This is a genomic window from Stenotrophomonas sp. YJH_SMC_133 (assembly GCF_059370655.1).
The window spans coordinates 119,762-139,863 of sequence record NZ_JCAFTW010000001.1; the positions used below are offsets into that span (position 1 = coordinate 119,762).

The 20,102-nt window shown below is 67.7% G+C and carries 21 protein-coding genes; 14 read left to right on the forward strand and 7 right to left on the reverse strand.

The window, feature by feature from the left end; translation table 11 throughout:
* The first annotated feature begins 21 nt into the window (after nt 1-21).
* From AC5P78_RS00490 to recO, 4 genes are read left to right on the forward strand one after another with little or no spacing between them, the layout of a single operon-like run.
* Nucleotides 22-405 carry a DUF4845 domain-containing protein gene (locus AC5P78_RS00490; RefSeq protein ID WP_005410601.1) on the forward strand — a complete coding sequence of 128 codons (384 nt, stop codon included), beginning with the start codon at nt 22-24 and terminating at the stop codon, nt 403-405.
* Complete coding sequence (rnc, locus tag AC5P78_RS00495) at nt 395-1,075, forward strand: ribonuclease III (protein WP_005410600.1); 681 nt, start codon at nt 395-397, stop codon at nt 1,073-1,075. Before AC5P78_RS00490 ends, rnc begins: the two co-directional genes overlap by 11 nt.
* Nucleotides 1,072-1,968: a GTPase Era gene (gene era, locus AC5P78_RS00500; RefSeq protein ID WP_005410599.1), complete on the forward strand. Its 897-nt coding sequence runs from the start codon at nt 1,072-1,074 to the stop codon at nt 1,966-1,968. Before rnc ends, era begins: the two co-directional genes overlap by 4 nt.
* An 18-nt stretch (nt 1,969-1,986) precedes the next feature.
* Complete coding sequence (recO, locus tag AC5P78_RS00505; RefSeq protein WP_005410598.1) at nt 1,987-2,706, forward strand: DNA repair protein RecO; 720 nt, start codon at nt 1,987-1,989, stop codon at nt 2,704-2,706.
* Between the two features lie 569 nt (nt 2,707-3,275).
* Here recO and AC5P78_RS00510 read toward each other — a convergent pair.
* A complete protein-coding gene (locus tag AC5P78_RS00510; RefSeq protein ID WP_012480972.1) occupies nt 3,276-4,004 on the reverse strand; it encodes a response regulator in 729 nt (242 codons plus the stop codon).
* 127 nt (nt 4,005-4,131) lie between these two features.
* Here AC5P78_RS00510 and rlmD point away from each other — a divergent pair, with 127 nt between their 5' ends.
* From rlmD to AC5P78_RS00555, 9 genes are all read left to right on the forward strand, one after another.
* Nucleotides 4,132-5,466: a 23S rRNA (uracil(1939)-C(5))-methyltransferase RlmD gene (gene rlmD, locus AC5P78_RS00515; RefSeq protein WP_414498450.1), complete on the forward strand. Its 1,335-nt coding sequence runs from the start codon at nt 4,132-4,134 to the stop codon at nt 5,464-5,466.
* Nucleotides 5,467-5,500: 34 nt separating this feature from the next.
* Nucleotides 5,501-5,986, forward strand: a complete 486-nt coding sequence (locus AC5P78_RS00520; protein ID WP_012480971.1) for a CYTH domain-containing protein — start codon at nt 5,501-5,503, stop codon at nt 5,984-5,986.
* 113 nt (nt 5,987-6,099) lie between these two features.
* The gene (locus AC5P78_RS00525; protein ID WP_414498451.1) at nt 6,100-6,795 is read left to right on the forward strand and encodes a DsbA family oxidoreductase; all 696 of its coding nucleotides are present in this window, start codon (nt 6,100-6,102) and stop codon (nt 6,793-6,795) included.
* A 160-nt stretch (nt 6,796-6,955) separates the two neighbouring features.
* A complete protein-coding gene (gene nagZ, locus AC5P78_RS00530) occupies nt 6,956-7,963 on the forward strand; it encodes a beta-N-acetylhexosaminidase (protein WP_005414204.1) in 1,008 nt (335 codons plus the stop codon).
* Nucleotides 7,963-8,517, forward strand: a complete 555-nt coding sequence (locus tag AC5P78_RS00535) for a hypoxanthine-guanine phosphoribosyltransferase (protein ID WP_005410592.1) — start codon at nt 7,963-7,965, stop codon at nt 8,515-8,517. The genes nagZ and AC5P78_RS00535 overlap by 1 nt, the downstream gene beginning before the upstream one ends.
* Before the next feature lie 82 nt (nt 8,518-8,599).
* A complete protein-coding gene (locus AC5P78_RS00540) occupies nt 8,600-9,346 on the forward strand; it encodes an S-methyl-5'-thioinosine phosphorylase (protein ID WP_099605972.1) in 747 nt (248 codons plus the stop codon).
* 88 nt (nt 9,347-9,434) lie between these two features.
* The gene (locus AC5P78_RS00545) at nt 9,435-9,641 is read left to right on the forward strand and encodes a cold-shock protein (RefSeq protein ID WP_005410590.1); all 207 of its coding nucleotides are present in this window, start codon (nt 9,435-9,437) and stop codon (nt 9,639-9,641) included.
* Between the two features lie 103 nt (nt 9,642-9,744).
* Nucleotides 9,745-11,013 carry an FAD-dependent oxidoreductase gene (locus AC5P78_RS00550; RefSeq protein ID WP_043035435.1) on the forward strand — a complete coding sequence of 423 codons (1,269 nt, stop codon included), beginning with the start codon at nt 9,745-9,747 and terminating at the stop codon, nt 11,011-11,013.
* 180 nt (nt 11,014-11,193) lie between these two features.
* The gene (locus AC5P78_RS00555; protein ID WP_024958257.1) at nt 11,194-11,463 is read left to right on the forward strand and encodes a hypothetical protein; all 270 of its coding nucleotides are present in this window, start codon (nt 11,194-11,196) and stop codon (nt 11,461-11,463) included.
* A 1-nt stretch (nt 11,464) separates the two neighbouring features.
* Here the strand turns inward: AC5P78_RS00555 and pdeM are convergent, their stop codons facing one another.
* Genes pdeM through AC5P78_RS00575 form a run of 4 tightly spaced genes read right to left on the reverse strand, consistent with a single transcriptional unit; the run spans nt 11,465 to nt 17,154 of the window.
* Nucleotides 11,465-12,106, reverse strand: coding sequence for a ligase-associated DNA damage response endonuclease PdeM (gene pdeM, locus AC5P78_RS00560; protein WP_183153529.1), 642 nt, complete (start codon nt 12,104-12,106; stop codon nt 11,465-11,467).
* A complete protein-coding gene (locus tag AC5P78_RS00565) occupies nt 12,096-14,555 on the reverse strand; it encodes a ligase-associated DNA damage response DEXH box helicase (protein ID WP_043035437.1) in 2,460 nt (819 codons plus the stop codon). Before AC5P78_RS00565 ends, pdeM begins: the two co-directional genes overlap by 11 nt.
* Nucleotides 14,552-16,159, reverse strand: a complete 1,608-nt coding sequence (locus AC5P78_RS00570; protein WP_043035438.1) for an ATP-dependent DNA ligase — start codon at nt 16,157-16,159, stop codon at nt 14,552-14,554. The genes AC5P78_RS00565 and AC5P78_RS00570 overlap by 4 nt, the downstream gene beginning before the upstream one ends.
* Nucleotides 16,156-17,154 carry a ligase-associated DNA damage response exonuclease gene (locus tag AC5P78_RS00575; RefSeq protein WP_005414211.1) on the reverse strand — a complete coding sequence of 333 codons (999 nt, stop codon included), beginning with the start codon at nt 17,152-17,154 and terminating at the stop codon, nt 16,156-16,158. Before AC5P78_RS00575 ends, AC5P78_RS00570 begins: the two co-directional genes overlap by 4 nt.
* Before the next feature lie 113 nt (nt 17,155-17,267).
* On the opposite strand from AC5P78_RS00575, the gene AC5P78_RS00580 reads away from it, so the two are divergent.
* A complete protein-coding gene (locus tag AC5P78_RS00580; RefSeq protein ID WP_414498452.1) occupies nt 17,268-18,905 on the forward strand; it encodes an acyl-CoA dehydrogenase family protein in 1,638 nt (545 codons plus the stop codon).
* A 236-nt stretch (nt 18,906-19,141) separates the two neighbouring features.
* Here the strand turns inward: AC5P78_RS00580 and AC5P78_RS00585 are convergent, their stop codons facing one another.
* Together AC5P78_RS00585 and AC5P78_RS00590 are read right to left on the reverse strand one after the other, a co-directional pair.
* Nucleotides 19,142-19,552, reverse strand: coding sequence for a hypothetical protein (locus AC5P78_RS00585; protein WP_005410582.1), 411 nt, complete (start codon nt 19,550-19,552; stop codon nt 19,142-19,144).
* Between the two features lie 157 nt (nt 19,553-19,709).
* A complete protein-coding gene (locus AC5P78_RS00590) occupies nt 19,710-20,051 on the reverse strand; it encodes a hypothetical protein (protein WP_005410581.1) in 342 nt (113 codons plus the stop codon).
* Nucleotides 20,052-20,102 lie beyond the last annotated feature (51 nt).

Consider the following 20,102-nt stretch of genomic DNA (forward strand, 5'->3'; position numbering starts at 1 on the left):
CGCGTATCTGGGGAGAACGCAATGAAGACGATGAACACGCAGCGCGGCATGACCCTGACCTCGTTCCTGACGGTCCTGATCGTGGTCGGTTTCTTCCTCTACATCGGCATGAAGCTGTTCCCGATGTACCAGGAGTACTACGCCGTGCGCTCGGCGATGAAGAGCCTGGCCAACGAGCCGGGCGTGGGCAGCATGGAGCCGTCGCGGATCCAGGACCTGTTCTTCAAGCGCCTGTACATCAACTACTCGGACAATGTGAAGCCGGCCAACGTGAAGTTCGACCGTCGCGACAATGGCTGGACCCTCAAGGTCAACTACGAAGTGCGTCGCCAGCTGATCGGCAACCTCGATGTGGTTGGCAAATTCGATTCTTCCCAGGACCTGACACGAAGCGGTGCCCAGTAAATTCATCCAACGTGGCGACCTGATCGGTCATGCCTTCAGCGACCCGGCCCTGCTCAAGCAGGCGCTGACGCATCGCAGTGCTGGTGCGCCGCACAACGAGCGCCTGGAGTTCCTCGGCGACAGCATCGTCAACATGATGGCGGCCGAGGCGTTGTACCGACGCTGGCCCAAGGCTGACGAAGGGGCGATGACCCGTGCCCGTGCCGAACTGGTGCGCGAAGGCGCGTTGGCGGTGATCGCGCGCACCCTGCAGTTGGGCGAGCGGCTGACCCTGGGCCCGGGCGAAATGAAGTCCGGCGGTCATCGCCGCGACTCGATCCTGGCCGACGCAGTGGAAGCCGTGGTGGCTGCGATCTACCTGGATGCCGGCTTCGAGGCCTGCCGGGCGGTGGTACTGCCCTGGTTCAGCGCTTCGATCGAAGCGCTGCCGGCCTCCGGCCGTCCCGAGAAGGACCCCAAGACCCGCCTGCAGGAATGGCTGCAGGCCCGACAGAAGGCGTTGCCGCAGTATGAACTGGTGTCAGAATCCGGTGACGACCATGCCAAGCACTTCCGGGTACGCTGCAACGTAGCCGACCCGGCCGCCAGCACCGAGGGCGAAGGCGCCTCGCGGCGGCTTGCCGAACAACAGGCGGCTGCGGCCGTCCTAGAACAACTGGATTCCAAGTGAGCGAACAAACTCCTCATCATTGCGGCAGCGTGGCCGTCATCGGCCGCCCGAACGTGGGCAAGTCGACCCTGACCAATGCCCTGGTCGGTGCGAAGGTCAGCATCGTTTCCAACCGTCCGCAGACCACGCGCCATCGCCTGCTGGGCATCGCCACCTACCCGGAAGGCCAGCTGGTGCTGGTTGATACCCCCGGCCTGCACAAGGTGCAGAAGCGGGCGATGAACCGGGTGATGAACCGTGCCGCGCGCGGCTCGCTGGAGGGCGTCGATGCCGGCCTGCTGGTGATCGAGGCCGGTCGCTGGGATGAAGAAGACAGCCTGGCCTTCAATGTGCTGCGCGATGCCGGCATTCCGGTGGTGCTGGTGGTCAACAAGATCGATCGCCTGAAGGAAAAGGGCGCGCTGCTGCCGTTCCTGCAGCAGGTGACCGAAGGCCGTGATTTCGCTGCCGTGCATCCGATCTCGGCGCAGAAGCGCAATGGCCTGGAAGCGTTGGTGCGCGACGTGCTGAAGCTGCTTCCGGAAGCGCCGCCGATGTTCGGCGAGGACGAGATCACCGACCGCAGCCAGCGTTTCCTGGCCGGCGAGCTGGTACGCGAGCAGCTGATGCGCCAGCTCGGCGAAGAGCTGCCGTACGCCACCACCGTTGAGATCGAGCGCTTCACCGAGGACGGCAACCTGCTGCGCATCGGCGCGGTGATCTGGGTCGAGCGCGAAGGCCAGAAGGCCATCGTGATCGGCAAGGGCGGCGCCCGCCTCAAGGAGATCGGCGCCAAGTCCCGCCTGCAGATGGAGCGTCTGTTCGGGGCCAAGGTGTTCCTTGAGACCTGGGTGCGCGTGCGTGAAGGCTGGTCCGATGACGAGGCCGCGCTGAAGGCCTTCGGTTACGAGTAAGCCGTTGCGGTCGCTTCGATGATGATCGAGGACGACACCGGCTTCGTGCTGCATGCGCGGGCCTACCGCGAGACCAGCCTGCTGGTCGAAGTGTTGAGCGCGCAGCATGGCCGCGTCGGCCTGCTCGCGCGTGGTGTGTCAACCGCGAAGGGCCAGGTGCTGCGCGCTGCCCTGCAGCCATTGCAGTGGATCCGCTTCAGCGCCCAGCAGCGCGGTGAACTGGCCCAGTTGCGCGGCGCTGAAGCGCTGGATGCGGCCCCGCGCCTGGTCGGCCAGGCGATGCTGGCCGGCTTCTATCTGAGTGAACTGACCCTGCGCCTGGCACCTCGCCAGGATCCGTTGCCTGAGTTGTATCTGGCCTATGGCGAAGCGCGCGCGCGGCTGGCGGTCGGTGCCGGCCTGGCCTGGACGCTGCGTCGTTTCGAGCGCGAGCTGCTGACCGCGCTGGGCCTGGGTTTCGAACTGGACAGTGCCAGCGACGGCCAGCCGATCGACCCGGCCGCGCGCTACGAGCTGGACCCACAGGAAGGCGCGCAGCGCCTGCTCAGTGAGCGCGGTGGGGAGCGCCGGGCGGCGGCCACTGGCTCGGCCCTGCTGGCGTTGGCGGCCGACGAAGAGCCCGCTGCCGCCGACCTGGCCAGCCTGCGCCTGCCGATGCGGCGGGTGCTGGCCCATCACCTCGGGCCACGCGGCCTGAAGTCCTGGGAAATGCTCGAGCAGCTCGCGCCCCGCAGGTAGGGGGGTGTTCGGCAGGGCTTGCAGCCCTGCACCTGCCGAGGCCAAAGCAACAGCAACAACAACAGCATGCATTCCGTGGGATGGCGGGGTGGGTCCGGTTGCGGGAGACGCCGTAAACCCGTCCCTGGGGGCTTGGCCGCGGCATCCATGCCGCGGACACTCCCGCAACCGGACCCACCCCGCCTTCGACAGATTCCTGCGAGCTGTCGGAACGGCACTCTGCTCTGGTGGGTGTCGACCTTGGTCGACACAGTAGAGCCACGCCATGCGTGGATGCGTTTCGATTTCAATTCGAAATATTTGATTCTGATTGAGATTCATCCACGCATGGCGTGGATCTACCCGCCGTCACCGGGAATCTGTCGGGGGTGGGGCGGTGTGGGTTGGCAGGACCGTTGGCGCCATGGATGGCGCCATCGAGCCCCCAGGGATGGGTTTACGGCGTGTCCTGCCAACCCACACCGCCCCGCCCAACAAGCAGAAAGCCAGAGCCGCTCTGGCTCTGGCCTTTGGTGTTGCCCTGGCTTGAAGCTTCGGCAGGTGCAGGGCGCAGCCCTGCCGAAAAACCCTCAATGCAGCAGGGCAGCCACCGCGGCGCGGAACCCATCCTGGGCCTGCCCGGACTCGGGCGCATGATGCAGCTGCCGCACCGCCCGTCCCAGCCGTGCCGCGCCGACAAACCCACAGCTCGCCTGCAACCGGTGCAGCTGGCTGCGCAGCTGGCGCTCGTCGTGCTGGTCCACGGCCTGCTCGACCGCGTCGCGTACGCCCGGCAACTCGGCCAGGAACAGCTCGCGCAGCGCGATCAAGTGGTTGCGCTGGCCATTGAGCGCGGCCAGTGCCGCGGTCTCGTCCCAGTCCTGCACCTGCAGCTCGACCGCTGCCGGAGCCGGGGCAACGGAGATCCCCGCCGGGCTGTTCACCAGTGCCCGGCGCACGGCCTTCAGCAACTGGTCGCGGCCCAGCGGCTTGACCAGCGTGTCGCTGAAGCCAGCTTCGCGCAGGCGGGCATGGATGGAGGTGTCGCCATCGGCGGTATGCGCCAACGCCGGGGTATCGGGGTGCGAACGGCGCAGTTCACGCAGCAGCTGCGCGCCGTTGCCGTCCGGCAGGTTGACGTCGATCAGCCACAGGTCATGCGCGCCGGGCTCGGCGCTGGCCAGCGCACTGGCCAATGAATCTGCGGTGTCCACGTCCGCCGGTAACGTTTCCAACGCCGCTTTGAAAAAACCGCGGCTGATGATGTCGTCCTCGACAAGCAGGAAGCGGGGCCGGCTGGCCCGCGGGGTCATCTGCATCAGGGCTGCCTCCATGTCAGCTGCTGCAATCATCAAGCACGGCGGCGGCGGGCGCAAGCGGGTCCGGACCCTGCCAGTCAGGATCTGCGACAATGTGCCCCCATTTTTGCCCGCAGCCTGTTGCCACGTGGCCCGATCCCGCTCCCGCATCGACCGTACCCCGTTCCAGACCGAGATCCTCGACCTCAGCCATGATGGTCGCGGCGTCGCCCGCCGTGAAGGCGAGGGCGGCAAGGTCACCTTCGTCAGCGGCGCCCTGCCGGGCGAGTTGGTCATGGCCGAACAGACCGCCCGCAGCCGCCATTTCGACGAGGCGCGCACGGTGGAAGTGCTGCAGGCCTCGCCCCAGCGCGTGACCCCGAAGTGCCCGCATTTCGGTACCTGCGCCGGCTGCGTGCTGCAGCATCTGGACGAAGACCAGCAGATCGTCGCCAAGCAGCGCGTGCTGATGGACAACCTGGAGCGGATCGGCCATGTGAAGCCGGGCAAGGTGCTGGCGCCGCTGGTCGGCGAGAGCTGGGGTTATCGCCGCAAGGGCCGCTTCTCGGTGCGCCGGGTCGAGAAGAAGAACAAGACCCTGGTCGGTTTCCGTGAACAGGACCCGCGTTTCGTCGCCGATCTCAGCCAGTGCCTGACCGTGATCCCGGAGATCGGTACCAAGGTCGAGGCCTTGTCGACCTTCATCGAGTCACTCGATGGCAAGCGCGACATCCCGCAGATCGAATTCATCGCCGGTGACCAGGCGGTGGTGCTGACCGTACGTCACCTGCAGCCGCTCAGCGATGCCGACCGCGCCGCCTGGGCCGCCTTTGGCCAGCAGCATGGTTTCGTGATCTACCTGCAATCCGGCGGCGTGGACACCGTGCAGCCGCTGGACGGGCAGGGCGTGCCGCTGTCGTTCCGGTTGGCGCCTTGGGACGTGGAACTGGCGTTCCGCCCGCTGGACTTCATCCAGGTCAACGCCAAGCTCAACGAAAAGATGATCGCCCACGCCCTGGACCTGCTTGAGCCGGGCGAGGACGAACGCGTGCTTGACCTGTTCTGCGGCCTGGGCAACTTCACCCTGCCGCTGGCGCGCCGCGTGCGCGAAGTGGTGGGTGTGGAGGGCGATGCCGGCCTGGTCGCGCGTGCCCGTGAGAATGCCGTGCGCAACGGCCTGGCCAACGCGCAGTTCTTCAGCGCCGACCTGACCCAGGACCAGCGCAGCACCCCGTGGATGCGCCAGGGCTTTGACAAGCTGCTGCTGGACCCGCCGCGCTCGGGTGCGATCGAAGTGCTGCAGCAGCTGCCGCTGAAGCAGTTCAAGCGCATTGTCTACGTCAGCTGCCACCCGGGCTCGCTGGCGCGCGATGCCGGCTATCTGGTCAACGAACAGGGCTTCACCCTGGTCAGTGCCGGTGCGATGGACATGTTCCCGCACACCGCGCACGTGGAAAGCATCGCGGTGTTCGAGAAGCGCTGAGCGGCTGTCATCACCCATGGCGCATAATCGCGCCATGGGCATTGAAATCGAACGCAAATTCCTGGTCATCAACGATGGCTGGCGATCCGCTGCGCACCGGGTGATCCCGATGGCGCAGGGCTACATCAACGACATGGGCGCGCTGGATCGCGGTACCCAGAACGCCTCGGTGCGCGTGCGTATCGAGGGCGACCATGCTGCGCTGAACCTGAAGTCGCGCACCATCGGCCACACCCGGCAGGAATTCGATTACCCGATTCCGGTGGAGGACGCGCGCGCGCTGCTGGCGCTGTGCGTGGGTGGCCTGATCGACAAGCGCCGCCATCTGGTCGAGCACGCCGGCCTGACCTGGGAAGTGGACGAGTTCCTCGGCGACAACGCCGGCCTGGTGGTGGCCGAGGTGGAACTGGACAGCGCCGACCAGGCCATCGAGCTGCCGGACTGGGCCGGCGCGGAAGTCACCGACGACGCCCGCTACTACAACGTCGCGCTCGCCAGTCATCCCTATTCACAGTGGTGAAACCCTGAAAAGGGGACGGAGGGGATTAAGTCGTCTTTACCCCGCCTGTGCGGAAAGCGACTTGATCCCCTCCGTCCCCTTTTTTCGGCGGGGGCGGGCCCCATGTCGGGGGGATGAGAATCGACATCTACTCCGACGTGGTCTGTCCCTGGTGCTGGATCGGCAAGCATCGTTTCCAGCAGGGCGTGCAGTTGCTGGGCGCCGATGCGCCTGAACTCGATATCCACTGGCAGCCGTTCCAGCTGGACCCGGACGCGGACGACACCCCGGTGCCGCTGCGCGAGGCTTATGTACGCAAGTTCGGTGGCGTCGAGCGCACCGAGCAGATCCTCGGCCAGACCCAGACCACGGCGCGTGCGGAAGGCCTGCCGATGGACTTCAGCCGGGGCCAGGTGCGGGTGACCACGCTGCCGGCACACCGGGTGCTGTGGCTGGCCGGCCAGCACGGCGTGCAGGACGCGGTCGGGGAGGCGCTGTTCCGCGCCCACTTCGAGCTTGGCCAGAACCTTGCGGACAGCGCGGTGTTGATCAAGGCCGGTGTGGAGGGCGGCCTGGACGGCGGCGAAATCGCGCAGATGCTGGCCTCCGACCGCGGCCTGGCCGAGGTCGACGCCAAGCTGGCGGAGGCGCATGCGCTGGGCATCTCCTCGGTGCCGACCTTCGTCATCGATGGAAAGTGGGCCATTTCCGGGGCGCAGCCCCCCGAGGCCTTCGCCAACGCCCTGCGCCAGATTGCCGCCGAACAGGGCGCCCCGGCCACCCCGGCTGGCGACGACGAGGCCTGCGGCCCGGACGGCTGCAAGGTCTGAGCAGATCGGGGTCAGGGCCCCTGCGGGGATCCGGCCCCGGGGTCGGATCCCCGCAGGGGCTCTGACCGCACACTCCCCTTTTTCTGACCACTGCGCCTGTCGGCCGGTTCTGCGACAATGCGGCACTGCGCCATGCGGGCGCGCGTTGTGGAGATCGACCATGCTGCTGATCGGCGTTGCCGGCACCGAACTGACCGCCCAGGAACGTGACTGGCTGCAGCACGATGCCGTGGCCGGGGTGGTGCTGTTCAAGCGCAACTTCGCCTCCCGCCAGCAGGTGACCGATCTGAGCGCGGCGATCCGCGCCGCCGCGCCGCGCCCGCAGCTGATCTGCGTGGACCAGGAAGGCGGTCGTGTACAGCGTTTCCGCGAGGGTTACAGCGATCTGCCGCCACTGCAGGACATTGGTGCCCTGTATGCCACCGACCCGCAGCAGGCCTTGGCATTGGCCGAACGGCACGCCTGGCTGATGGCCAGCGAGGTACGCGCCAGCGGCCTGGACCTGAGCTTCGCGCCGGTGGTCGATCTTGGCCGTGGCAACCGTGCCATCGGCAACCGCGCTTTCAGTGAAGACCCGCAGGTGGTGGCCGCGTTCACCGCCGCCTACGTGCGTGGCATGCACTCGGTCGGCATGGCCGCCACGCTCAAGCATTTCCCCGGCCACGGCACCGTGCTGGAAGACACCCACGTCGATACTGCGATCGATCCGCGCGCGCTGGACGAGCTGCGCGCGCAGGACCTGGTGCCGTTCCAGGCCGGCATCGCCGCCGGTGCCGATGCGGTGATGATGGCGCACGTGATCTACCCGCAGATTGCGCCTGAACCGGCAGGTTACTCGCCGCGCTGGATCCAGGACATCCTGCGCGGCGAGCTCGGCTTCCGTGGCGTGGTGTTCTCCGACGACATCGGCATGGCCGCCTCGCACAGCGCCGGCGGCGTGCCGGCGCGCGTGCACGCCCATCTGGACGCCGGCTGCGACGTGGTGCTGGTCTGCCACCCGGAGCTGGTCGATGAAGCCCTGCACGCGGTGCAGGGGCGCTCCCTCAATACCGCTGCGCTGCTGGGCCTGATCGGCCGCGGCGCGCTTGGCTGGGATGGCCTGCTGGCCGATGCCCGCCATGGCGACACCCAAACCCGTCTGCTTGAAACCCTTGGAAGAACCGTCTGATGCCCAACCTCACCATTTCCCAGGCCCTGGCCCAGGCTGACCTGCTGGTCGACCGCCCCACCATCGACAAGGCCATCGCTGGTATCGCCGACGCCATCGCGCGCGATTACAAGGGCGAGGTGCCGCTGTTCCTGTCCATCATGCACGGTGCGCTGCCGTTCGCCGGCCAGCTGGCGCTGGAACTGGGCGCGCGCGGCCAGGACGTGCAGTTCGATTACCTGCACGCCACCCGTTACCGCGGTGAAACCACCGGCGGCGACCTGGTCTGGAAGCACAAGCCGGCCACCTCGCTGTTCGGCCGCCGTGTGCTGCTGGTCGACGACATCCTTGACGAGGGCTACACCCTGCAGGGCGTTCGCACCTGGTGCCTGGAACAGGGCGCAACCGACGTGCGCATCGCCGCGATGACGGTGAAGAAGCACGACCGCGCGCTGCCGGACGTGACCGCCGACTACGCCGGCATCGAACTGCCGGACCGCTACGTGTTCGGCTTCGGCATGGACGTCAACGAAACCCTGCGCTGCGTGCCGGCCATCTACGCGATGAAGGAATAACGGCGCAGCCGCCCGCGGCGCGTCTTCTTCTGCCGCCGGCATCCTCGGGTGCCGGCGTTCGTCTTTTCATGGAGTGCTTCGAATGCAACAGATCGCCCTGGCCGTGATCGGCGGTACCGGTGTCTACAACCTGGCCAAGCTTGACGACGTGCAGACCCACGAGGTCGACACCCGCTTCGGCCGTCCGTCGGGCCCGGTGCGCGTCGGCACGCTGCTCGGCCATCGCGTGGCGTTCCTGGCGCGCCATGGTGAAGGCCACTCGCTGCCGCCGCACAAGATCAACTACCGCGCCAACCTGGCCGCGCTGCAGCAGCTGGGCGCGCAGCGCGTGTTGGCGTTGAACACGGTCGGTGGCATCACCGAGAACTTCGGCCCGCGCGTGCTGGCCTGCCCGGACCAGATCATCGACTACACCTGGGGCCGCATCAGCACCATCTGTGAAGAAGAGGGCACCGATGTGGTCCACGTCGATTTCGGCCACCCGTACACGCCGATGCTGCGCAGCAAGATCCTGGCGGCGGCCAAAGTGACCGGCGTCACGGTCCATGACGGTGGCTGCTACGGCGCAACGCAGGGCCCGCGCCTGGAAACCATCGCTGAAATCGCCCGCATGCGCCGCGACGGCTGCGACCTGGTGGGCATGACCGGCATGCCGGAAGCCGCGCTGGCACGCGAACTGGGGCTGGATTACGCCTGCCTGGCGATCATCGCCAACTGGGCTGCCGGCTGTGGTGAAGGCGAGGAGATTACGATGGCCGAAGTGCTGGCCAACGTACAGGCGGCCAGCAACGGACTTCCGGAACTGGTGGGCGAATTGGCGCGGGGGTGATTGTCTTCCCCGAGCAAGCTTTGCATACTCAGCTTGTGCGCGGGTTCAGCGTACACCACCCATTCATTGCATAAGGTCTCGCATCACCATGCCGAACGGTACCGTCAAGTGGTTCAACGACGCCAAGGGATTTGGCTTCATCTCGCCGGAGGATGGCAGCGCCGACGTGTTCGCGCACTTCTCCGCCATCAACTCCAAGGGCTTCCGCAGCCTGCAGGAAGGCCAGCGTGTCACCTATGACGTGACCCAGGGCCCGAAGGGTGCCCAGGCTTCGAACATCACGCCGGCCGAGTGATCCACTCGACAGTGCGTTGAAAACCCCGCTTCGGCGGGGTTTTTTTTTGCGCGGCGTGCCCGCGGCCGGTTCGCGGTCCACCCGCCTCGGGCACAATGTGACCATGACGGAACGACTGCGTATCGCCGTGATCGGCTACGGCACCGCTGGACAGGCAGTGTCCATCCTCCTCACCCGTGACGGCCACGAGGTAGAGATATTCGAGCGCGTGCCGACGCCGGGACCGGTGGGTGCCGGTTTCCTGCTGCAGCCCAGCGGCCTGCAGGTGCTGTGGCAGATGGGCCTGCTGGATGCGGTGCGCGCGCATGCCGCGCCGGTGCACCGCCTGTATGGCGACACGCCATGCGAGCGCGCGGTGATGGACATGCGCTACGACGGTCTGGATGCGCGCCTGCATGGCCTGGGCATGCAGCGTGGGGCGTTGTTCTCGCTGTTGGACCAGGCGCGCGCGGGGGCAGGCAATCTGCATGCGGGCGTCACCATCGCCGCCGTGGATGCCGAGCAGGGCCGCCTGCGCGACAGCGAAGGGCGCCTGCATGGCCCGTTCGACCTGGTGGTGGCCGCCGATGGCGCGGCCTCTACGCTGCGCAGCACCATTGCCGGCGGTGCCGGGCTGGACCGCGTGTATCCGTGGGGAGCGCTGTGGTGCCTGTTGCCGGCCGAAGACTGGCCGCATGTGCAGGAGCTGCGGCAGCGCTACGTGGCCGCGCGCAAGATGATCGGCCTGTTGCCGGTCGGCACGCGCCCCGGCGATGACACGCCGCGCCTGAGTTTCTTCTGGAGCCTGCCACGCACCGACTTCGAGCGCTGGCAGGCCGATGGCATGACGCCCTGGCTGGACGAGCTGCATGCGCTGTGGCCGCAGGCCAGTGCGCGCTTCGCCCACCTGCGCGATGCCGGCCAGCTGGCGCGCGCGGTCTATCGCGATGCAGTGATGACGCGCTGGCACCAGGGCCGCATGGTGCTGGCAGGTGATGCGGCGCACGCGATGAGCCCGCAGCTGGGACAGGGGGTGAACATGGCGCTGCTCGATGCGCTGGCGCTGCGCGATGCGGTGCGCACGCATGGCGGTGGTGCCGCTGCATTGCAGGCCTACCAGGCGCAACGCAGGGCCCACGTGGCGGTCTACCAGCGCTGGAGTCGCTGGCTGACGCCGCTGTTCCAGTCCGATCGCGATGCCTGGGCGAAGACGCGCGACGTGCTGCTGGGCCCGATGGGGCGCCTGCCGGGAGGCCGTGGCCACATGCTGCGCGTGCTCAGCGGCACGCAGCAGGGGTGGTTCGGTTCGCTTACGCTGGATCCGGCCTTCATCGACGCATTGGCGACGACGATGGAAATACCTCGCAGCAACGCGATCACGGCCAGCGCGTGAAGCGTGCCGTCACGTGAATTAACGGTTGCCTCACCGCGGATGTGCGAGAAGTAGGTTGCACGCGACTGCGCGTCGCCCGTTTTCCTTTCCGTGATCAACATCGCGCGTGGCTCGGGCAGCGCTGCTGTTGCGGCCTGTTGCGGCCCGGACGTGCCGCTTGATGTTGAACAGGAGGACGCCATGTTGTTCGCGGTCGAAGAGCTGGAATCGGAAATCTGCAAGCTGCGTGGACTGCTGCAGATGCTGCACGAGGACCAGCCCGACGTACTGGAGGATGTATTCGAGTTCCATGTCGGCAGCCTGGTCAGCCATGCGTCGCCGGAACACCACGCACGCATCCGGACCTGCGCGCAGGAGATGCTGGCGGCAATCCAGGCCTTGCCGCGGCGGCGTGAGAATGACACCCCTGATTTCCAGTTGATGCCGCAGCTGGGCATTGGCCCGGCCTGAGTCAGGCGACCGGCAGTTCCACCAGGCCGCTTTCCACGCAGGCGATCATCTGTTCGCCGCGGGCGGGGGCAGGCACGATGCCTGCAGTGAATGCGGAGAAGGCCGGCAGGACCGTCATCCGGTCACGCAGCCAGAACGCGGGGAAGCGCCGTCGCAGTGGCTTCAAGGCAACCTGCGGGTGCAGATGCCCGGCGATCACATGCAGCGCCGCATCGGGCATCGGCTCATGCCGAAGCAGGAACGGCAGCAGTCGTACTTCATCGTGGATCTGGACCTGCAACTGCGCATGCGGCAGCTGGCGGTCGTGATTACCGCGCAGGACATGCACGTCCAGCGAAGCATTGCGTTCACGCCATCCCAGCCATTGCTGGTACCACGCAGCGCGATGCGCCGGCCCATGCAGGATGTCGCCCAGGATCCACAGCTCGCGGCAGGCATGCAGGTCCAGAAGCCGCTGCAAGCGTTGCAGGTCTTCGCCGGTGCCGCCGCTGGGCAACGCGATGCCGGCGCGACGGAATACATCGGCCTTGCCCAGGTGGAGGTCTGCGATCAGCAGTGCCTGCCGCGCGGGCCAGTACAGCGCACGCGCGCCCACCAGGACCACGGACTCACCAGCAAGCAGCAGCGGTAATTCATCGGTCATGACGGCGCTCCAGTTGCTGGGCCGCGCGCTGCACGCGCATACGCCAGTCTTCATTGCTGAACTGACCGCGCAGGCGTTCGGCCCACAATGGAAAGCCCAGCGGCGTGAGTGATGATGGTCGCTGCAGCGACAGCTGCTGCGTGCCGATCCGCTCCAGTACCTGTTGCACCCCCGGCAGGTCGAGGCTGTCGTACAGCACTTCATGTTCCGCCAGCGCCAGCAGCAGGTGTTCCGGATCGTGCTCGCGCAGCACGTCGTACAGCAGGCCCGCGGACGCCTGCAGCTGGCGCAGCGACCGTGGCATGCCACCGGGCAGGCTGGGCACCAGCAGGCCTGCTACGCGTGCGATGCCCCGGAACTGACGTCGCGCCAGCTCGCCCAGGTTCACTGCGGCGCGCAGATCGTCCAGCAACCGGTCATTGCCGAACAACGCACGCCATTGCGCCTCATCCAGATCGATCGGCCGCGCCGGCGCCAGCACCAGGCCATGATCGTTCACCGCATAGCCAATGCTGTTGCGTTGCTGGCGGGTGCAGCGCAGCGCCAACAGCGCGGCCAGTGCCTCGTGTACGTGGCGGCCGGCAAAGGGGTAGACGAACATGAACTGGCCTTCGCGGCGCCGCACCTCTTCCACCAGCAGGTGCTCTGGGCCGGGAAGCGCCGACAGCTGTTGCTGCAGTGCCAGCAACGGTGACAACCAGCGGGATTCGGCACTGTCGTCGGCGCCGGACAGCACCCACTCCAGCTCACGGCCGAGTGGCATCGACAGCGGCAACTGGCCTCCCTGCCAGCGCGGCACCACACCATCACCGCGCCCTCGTGCCAGCCGCACGAAAGCGGTCATGTCGCGCAGCTGCACCAGTTCCAGCAGGCGCCCGGCGAACTGGAAACGGTCGCCGCGACGCAGGCGGCTGGCGAACTGCTCCTCCACTGCACCAAGCCCGCCACCGCGCAGGAACTGCACGCGCACGCTGCCATCGCTGCTGATGGTGCCGATCGACAGGCGGTGCCGCAGCGCCTGGCGGCGATCGTGCATGCGGTAGCTGCCATCGGCATCGCGCACGACCTTGTGGAAATCGGGGTACTGCGCCAGCGCCTGCCCACCCTGCACGATGAAGTCCAGCACGGCCCGCCATTGTTCATCGCCCAGCGTGGCGAAGGCATGGGTGCGACGCACCTGCGCCAGCAGCGCATCACTGTCAAAGCCGCCTGCGAGGGCGCGGCTGACCGCATGCTGTGCCAGCACGTCCAGTGACAACGTCGGCGGTCGACGCGCTTCGACCACGCCTTCGTGCAGTGCGCGGCGCACCGCTGCATATTCGGCCAGTTCCAGTGCGTGGCTGGGTATGCAGACGATGGCCCCCGCGACGCCGGGACGATGGCGTGCGCGCCCGGCGCGCTGGCGCAGCCGCGCCACGCCCTTGGGGCTGCCCAGCTGCAGTACCTGTTCAACCTCCGGGAAATCCACACCGAGGTCGAGGCTGGAGGTCGCCACCACGCAGCGCAACGCGCCTGCGCGCAGGCCGTCTTCCACCTGCTGGCGCAGTGCTGGATCCAGCGAGCCATGATGTAGTGCCAGCGTGTCCGCGTCTTCCGGCCATACCGCCGCCAGCGCCTGGTGCCACAGCTCGGCCTGCGCGCGGGTGTTGGTGAACAGCAGGCTGCTGCGTACGGCCATCAGCGCGTCCAGCACGCGCGGCAGCTGCGCCAGGCCGAGATGCCCCGCCCAAGGGAAACGTTCACCGGGTTCCGGCAGCAGGCTGCGCACGCTGATCGCGCGCGGACGAACGCCCTGTACGATCGGTGCATCCTGTTGGCCAGGCAGCAGCACGTCGCGGGCCTGCGGCAGGTTGCCCAGCGTGGCCGACAGTCCCCAAAGCTGCAGGGAAGGAGCGGCGTCGCGCAGCACCGCCAGGTTCAGCTGCAGCAGGACGCCGCGCTTGTTGCCCAGCAGTTCATGCCATTCGTCCACCACCACGCAGCGCAGCTGGCGCATGCGTGGCAGTGTGTCGGGATAGCTCAGCAGCAGTGCCAGCGATTCCGGCGTGGTCACCAGTACGTCGACGCGGCCTTCGCGGGCCTGCCGGCGCTCGCGGTTGCTGGCATCGCCGCTGCGCAGGCCGACCCGCCAGCCCAAGCCCAGCCCGTCGACCACTGCCTGCAGCGCACGTGCGGTATCACTGGCCAATGCCCGTAGCGGCGTCACCCACAGCACCTGCAGCGGCCGCACCGCGCTGGCCCGGCGCGGTGCCGACGGTGGATCGAGCATCGCCTGCAGCAGCGGGCCGCCGAACATGGCCAGCGTCTTGCCGCTGCCGGTGGGGGTGTGCAGCAGCCCGGAGTCGCCCGCCAGATAGTGCCGCCACATCGCGCGCTGGAACGGCAGTGAGCGCCAGCCGCGCGCAGCGAACCAGTCTTCCAGCCGGCGCAACGCCTGGCGGCGGTTCATCGCGCCAGCGCCTGCAGCGTGGCCAGCTGGTCGGCTTCCGTGGCGGGCTTGTCGTGGCGCCAGCGCAGGATGCGGGGAAAGCGCACGGCGATGCCGGATTTGTGCCGGCTGCTGCGGTTGACTGCCTCGAAGCCCAGTTCAAACACCTGTTCGGCACGCACGCTGCGCACCGGGCCAAACCGTTCACGGGTGTTGGCGCGGATCCAGCGATCGAGGGCCAGGATTTCCTTGTCATCCAGGCCCGAATAGGCCTTGGCCACCGGCACCAGCGTATCGCCGTCCCAGACGCCGAAGGTGTAATCGGTGTACAGCGTGCTGCGCCGTCCATGGCCGGCCTGCGCGTACAGCAGCACGGCATCGATGGTCAGGGGGTCGACCTTCCATTTCCACCAGTCGCCGCGCCGTCGCCCTGACTGGTAGGCGGACGTCCGGCGTTTCAGCATCAACCCTTCGACGCCCCGCTCACGGGCGGCCTCCCGCAACGTGGCCGCCTGCAGCCAGTCTCCAGCGGGTACGTCGGGCGACAGCTGGATGCGTGTGTCGCCGAGGGCACCGATGACCTCGGCCAACTGTGCACGCCGTTGCTGCAGTGGCAGCCCGCGCAGATCCTCGCCATCGCGTTCAAGCAGGTCGTAGGCAAGCACGCGTACCGGGGTGTTGCGCAAGGTCGCTGCACCGGGCTTGCGACGCTGGATGCGGGTCTGCAGCGCGGTGAAGGCGCGCGGCAGGTCGTCGCTCTCGTCCCAGGCCAGCAGTTCTCCGTCCAGCACGCAGCCGTCGGGCAGCGCCATCGCGGCCTGTTCAATTTCCGGGAAGCGGCCATCCAGCCGTTCCTCGCCACGTGACCACAGCGCCACTTCACCGCGTCGGCGCAGCAGCTGCAGACGGATTCCATCCCACTTCCACTCCAGCAGCCAGTCTTCGACCGGACCCAGCCGTTCGCCCGGTTCGCCCTCCAACGGTGAGGCCAGGAAGAACGGGTACGGCTGCTGCCGGTCCAGTGGCAGTTCATCCGGCGACAGCAGCTGCCCCAGCAACGCGGGAGAGGGCACCCACTCGCCGAGCATGCGCTGGGCGATGCGCGCGATGTCCAGGCCGGACCATTCTGCCAGCGCCTGCTGCACCAGCCGTTGCGAGACACCCACGCGCAGCGCGCCGGTGAGCAGCTTGTTGAACACCAGGCGCTCGCCGCTACGCAGCTGCCGCCAGCCGGCGACGACCGCCGCACGGCGCACCACTTCGGGCTGGTTGGCCACCGCCAGCAGATGCTGTTCGATCCAGTCCGACAACGGCCGGTCGGCGGCGGGATGCAAGGGGTCATCCAGCAGCAGTGTCAGTGTTTCGGCCAGATCGCCGACCTGAGCGTAGCTGTCTTCCACCAGCCAGGCGGGCAGTCCGGATTCCTCGGCAATCCAGCTGCGCAGCTCACCACTGGCGGCGATCCTGCGGCGTGCGCCGCCGACCTTGCCGCCGCTGAGCAGGTACAACGCCCACGCCGCATCGTGCGCCGCTGCGTGGCGGAAGTAGTCGACCAGTGCGGCGCGCTTGTCCAGCGTCGCAGTACTGCGGTCCAGGCGCTGGTAGAGCGCGGCGAACGCCTTCATTCCTCGCTCCCGAAGTCGGTGCGAAAGGCTTCAGCCGCCACGCCGCGCTCGCGCAGGAACGGAATCAATGCATCGGTATTGCCATGGGTGGCGATGACCCGCTGCGCGCCGGTCTGTTCGATGGTCTGCAGCAGCGCGGGCCAATCAGCGTGATCGGAAATGACGAAGCCCCGGTCGACGTTGCGGCGCCGCCGGTTGCCGCGCAGCTGCATCCACCCCGAGGCGAACCCCAGTTGATGCGGTCCGAAGCGGCGCATCCACGGCGTGCCTGCGGCCGAGGGTGGGGCCAGGATCAACTGGCCGGCGGCATCGGGTTGACGCCCCTGTTCGGCGACGGTGAGCGTCTCCAGCATCGGGATGTTGGCCTGCCGGTAGACCGACACGCCATTGGCGATGGCGCCGTGCAGCCACGCGGGGCGGTCGTCCAGTGGCAACAACTCGGCCAGCACCCGCTGCGCCTTGCCGAGTGCATAGCACAGCAGGATCGCCGCTTCGCCACGTTGTTCGCATTCGCGGCGCCACGCCACGATCTCTGCGGCGACCGCCGGGGTGTCCGGCCAGCGATAGATCGGCAGCGCGAACGTCGCTTCGGTGATGAACGTATCGCAGGGCACCACTTCGAAGGGCGTGCAGGTCGGGTCGGGTTGGCGCTTGTAGTCGCCGGACGCCACCCACACCCGTTCACCATCGTCGATGCGCACCTGGGACGAACCGAGCACATGACCGGCCGGATGCAGCGATACCTGCACCCGGCCCAAGCGGAACGGCACCCCCTCGGCGTGCGCCTGCACGCCAACATCGCCCAGCCGCCAGCGCAGGATCGGCAGGCTTCCTTCGCTGCAGTGGTATTCGCCCATGCCCGGGCGCGCGTGGTCGCCGTGGCCATGGGTGATGACCGCGCGCGGCACCGGGCGCCAGGGATCGATGTGGAAATCTCCCGCGGCGCAGTACAGCCCCTCCGGACGCAGCACCACCAGATCGTCATTGCCTTCCATGCGGCCACTGTGGCCTGCGCTTCGTGCAGGCGGTGAGAACCGGCCTGAACACGGGCTTGGCGGGGCATGCGGCACAATCGGACCGCATACCTCTTGCCGCCAGGATGGACCGGATGAGTGGACCTAGCTTCAGCAGCAACGCGCCGTTTGAAACCCATGTGGTGCTGAACCAGCCGCCACCGTTCGCGGGACGCCAGCTGTGGACCGACGATGTGGCGTTGGCGGAGGCGGTGCATCGCGAGGGTGCCGGTGCCTTAGCGCCACGCCTGGCCGTGTACGGAGCCTTGGCCGGCGACGAGCTGTACCGGCTCGGCTTCGATGCCAACCGTGATCGCCCGCAGCTGCGTACGCACGATGCGCAGGGCCACCGCATTGATACGGTCGAGTTCCACCCTGCGTACCACCAGCTGATGTCCGCAGCGAAGCAGCATGGCGTGGCGGGTTTGTCCTGGCACGAGCCGCAGCCCGGCGCACACGTCGCGCGTGCGGCGCTGAGCTACCTGCACCACCAGGCCGAAGCCGGCACCAGTTGCCCCTTGACCATGACCCATGCGGCGGTGGCAGTGCTGCAGTCGCAGCCGCACCTGGCCGAATGGGCGCGCAAGGCCGCCGCGCCGGTCTATGACCCGCGCGACGTGCCGGTGGCGGACAAGACCGGCATCACGCTGGGCATGGGCATGACCGAGAAGCAGGGCGGCTCGGATGTACGTGCGAACAGCACGCGCGCCGAGCCGATCGATGGCGAACGTTACCGCCTGGTCGGCCACAAGTGGTTCTTTTCCGCGCCGATGTGCGATGGCTTCCTGGTGCTGGCGCAGGCGCCGGGCGGGCTGACCTGCCTGCTGATGCCGCGCCGGCTGGCCGATGGCGACCGCAATGCATTCAGGCTGATGCGGCTGAAGGACAAGCTGGGTGACTGGTCCAATGCGTCCAGCGAGGTCGAGTTCTGTGGCGCGCAGGCATGGCGCGTGGGCGAAGAAGGGCGTGGCGTGGCGACCATCATCGGCATGGTGATGATGACCCGCCTGGACTGCATGCTGGGTGCGGCCGCGGAGATGCGCATGGCGCTGGCGCAGGCGCTGCATCATGGACGCCATCGGCGCACCTTCGGCAAGCTGCTGGTGGAGCACTCGCTGATGACCAACGTGCTGGCTGATCTGGCGCTGGAGTCGGAAGCGGCCACGGTGTTGGCGATGCGCATCGCACGCGCGGTGGATCGTGCCGGTGTGGATGCCAATGAAGCGGCGATGGCGCGGTTGGGGACGGCGCTGGGCAAGTACTGGCTGTGCAAGCGGGCGCCGGCCTTCGTCAATGAAGCGCAGGAATGCCTGGGCGGTGCCGGCTACGTGGAGGAGTCGATGCTGCCCCGCCTGTACCGGCAGGCACCGTTGAATTCGATCTGGGAGGGCAGCGGCAACATCCAGTGCCTGGATGTGCTGCGTGCGCTGGCGCGTGAACCGGAGGCGATGACGGCGTTGCGCGGTGAGCTGGCGTCGGTGGCTGACCGTGATGCGCGCTATGCAGCAGCATTGCAGCGTTGGGCAGCGGCGCCGCCACCGGAGGAAGCGCAGGCGCGGCTGTTCTGCGAGCGCACTGCGCTGCTGCTGCAGGCGGCGCTGCTGCTGCGTGCGCGCAGTCCGATGGCGGAGGCGTTCGTGCGTAGCCGGCTGGAAGGGGAGCATGGGCTGGCGTTCGGGACGCTGCCGGCGGGGCTGGAGCTGACGGCGATGCTGGCGCGCGCGCTGCCGTAGGGGCGGCCCACGCCGGCTCTCGACACCTACGCTGACAGATTTTCATCAGATAAGGCTCGGGCGCGCCATCCATGGCGCTTACGCCCCTGCGCAACCTACCCGCGCGTCCTTGGACACTTTCCGTGGGCGCACACCACGGAATCAACAGAAGAAGCAGGGAGCGAAAAGCAGAAAAGCCGCGGCAGTGCCGCGGCTTTTCCTGTGGAGCCGAGCCGGTGCTCGGCTGCCGGTAAGGCTTAGTGCTTGGCTTCTTCCTTGGCGGCGTTGGCCTTGGCGTCATTGGCGACATCGCGGGCCTTGTCGGCGACCTTCTGCGCGGCGTCGGCGGTGGCGTCGCTGGCGTGCGCGGCGGCGTCGGTTGCGGCGTCCTTGGCCTTGTCGGCGGCGTTGGCAGTGGCGTCTGCGGCCTTGTCCAGCGCCTGCTGGGTATCGGCGGCGGCCTGCTCGGAAGCGGCGGCGGTCTTGTCGGCGGCTTCGCGGGTGGCGGCAGCAGCCTTGTCGACGGCGTCGCGGGCGGCAGCGCCGGCGCTGTCGGCCGCCTGCTGCGCGTCCTGCTTGGCCTGTTCGGCTTCCGGGCCCTTGCAGGCGGCCAGGGCCAGCAGCAGGGAGGCGGCCAGCAGGGTGGTGGTGATCGGACGAATCTTCATGGCGGTCTCCGGCACTGCAATGGATGGGGACGCCAGCCTATTCATGCCGTTGTGAAGACCGGGTCGCGATGCAGGGGCTTGATCGCCGGCATCCACGCAAAGAAAAAGCCGCTGGCGAACCAGCGGCTTTTCCAGAACAGCGTGAAGAAAGAAGTTATTACTTCTTGGCTTCTTCAGCAGCGTCCTTGGCCTTCTCAGCGGTGCCTTCAGCAGCCTTGGCAGCGTCAGCAGCAGCGCCGGCAGCAGCGTCGGTGGCAGCACCGGCGGTCTGGGCAGCGGCGTCGGTGGCGGCGTCAGCAGCGGTGGCGGCGGTGTCAGCGGCCTGCTGGGCAGCGTCGGCGGTCTGGGCGCCAGCAGCGGCGGCCTGGTCGGCAGCAGCCTGGGCTTCGGTGGCGGCTTCGTTGGCCGAAGCAGCGGCGTCCTGGGCAGCTTCCTGCTTCGAGCAGGCGGCCAGGGCCAGAGCCAGGGACATCGCGACCAGCAGCTTGTTGATGCTCATTGTGTAAATCCTCGTCGTTAGAATTAGGCAACGCGCATGCTGCGCGCCGAC

Coding starts and splice junctions, on each gene's coding strand:
- AC5P78_RS00590 (WP_005410581.1), bottom strand. CDS start 20,051: ATGAGCATCAACAAGCTGCTGGTCGCGATGTCCCTGGCTCTGGCCCTG.
- nagZ (WP_005414204.1), top strand. CDS start 6,956: ATGCTGCTGATCGGCGTTGCCGGCACCGAACTGACCGCCCAGGAACGT.
- recO (WP_005410598.1), top strand. CDS start 1,987: ATGATGATCGAGGACGACACCGGCTTCGTGCTGCATGCGCGGGCCTAC.
- AC5P78_RS00585 (WP_005410582.1), bottom strand. CDS start 19,552: ATGAAGATTCGTCCGATCACCACCACCCTGCTGGCCGCCTCCCTGCTG.
- AC5P78_RS00540 (WP_099605972.1), top strand. CDS start 8,600: ATGCAACAGATCGCCCTGGCCGTGATCGGCGGTACCGGTGTCTACAAC.
- AC5P78_RS00550 (WP_043035435.1), top strand. CDS start 9,745: ATGACGGAACGACTGCGTATCGCCGTGATCGGCTACGGCACCGCTGGA.
- AC5P78_RS00525 (WP_414498451.1), top strand. CDS start 6,100: ATGAGAATCGACATCTACTCCGACGTGGTCTGTCCCTGGTGCTGGATC.
- AC5P78_RS00490 (WP_005410601.1), top strand. CDS start 22: ATGAAGACGATGAACACGCAGCGCGGCATGACCCTGACCTCGTTCCTG.
- AC5P78_RS00580 (WP_414498452.1), top strand. CDS start 17,268: ATGAGTGGACCTAGCTTCAGCAGCAACGCGCCGTTTGAAACCCATGTG.
- AC5P78_RS00520 (WP_012480971.1), top strand. CDS start 5,501: ATGGGCATTGAAATCGAACGCAAATTCCTGGTCATCAACGATGGCTGG.
- pdeM (WP_183153529.1), bottom strand. CDS start 12,106: ATGACCGATGAATTACCGCTGCTGCTTGCTGGTGAGTCCGTGGTCCTG.
- AC5P78_RS00555 (WP_024958257.1), top strand. CDS start 11,194: ATGTTGTTCGCGGTCGAAGAGCTGGAATCGGAAATCTGCAAGCTGCGT.
- AC5P78_RS00575 (WP_005414211.1), bottom strand. CDS start 17,154: ATGGAAGGCAATGACGATCTGGTGGTGCTGCGTCCGGAGGGGCTGTAC.
- AC5P78_RS00510 (WP_012480972.1), bottom strand. CDS start 4,004: ATGCAGATGACCCCGCGGGCCAGCCGGCCCCGCTTCCTGCTTGTCGAG.
- AC5P78_RS00565 (WP_043035437.1), bottom strand. CDS start 14,555: ATGAACCGCCGCCAGGCGTTGCGCCGGCTGGAAGACTGGTTCGCTGCG.
- AC5P78_RS00535 (WP_005410592.1), top strand. CDS start 7,963: ATGCCCAACCTCACCATTTCCCAGGCCCTGGCCCAGGCTGACCTGCTG.
- AC5P78_RS00570 (WP_043035438.1), bottom strand. CDS start 16,159: ATGAAGGCGTTCGCCGCGCTCTACCAGCGCCTGGACCGCAGTACTGCG.
- AC5P78_RS00545 (WP_005410590.1), top strand. CDS start 9,435: ATGCCGAACGGTACCGTCAAGTGGTTCAACGACGCCAAGGGATTTGGC.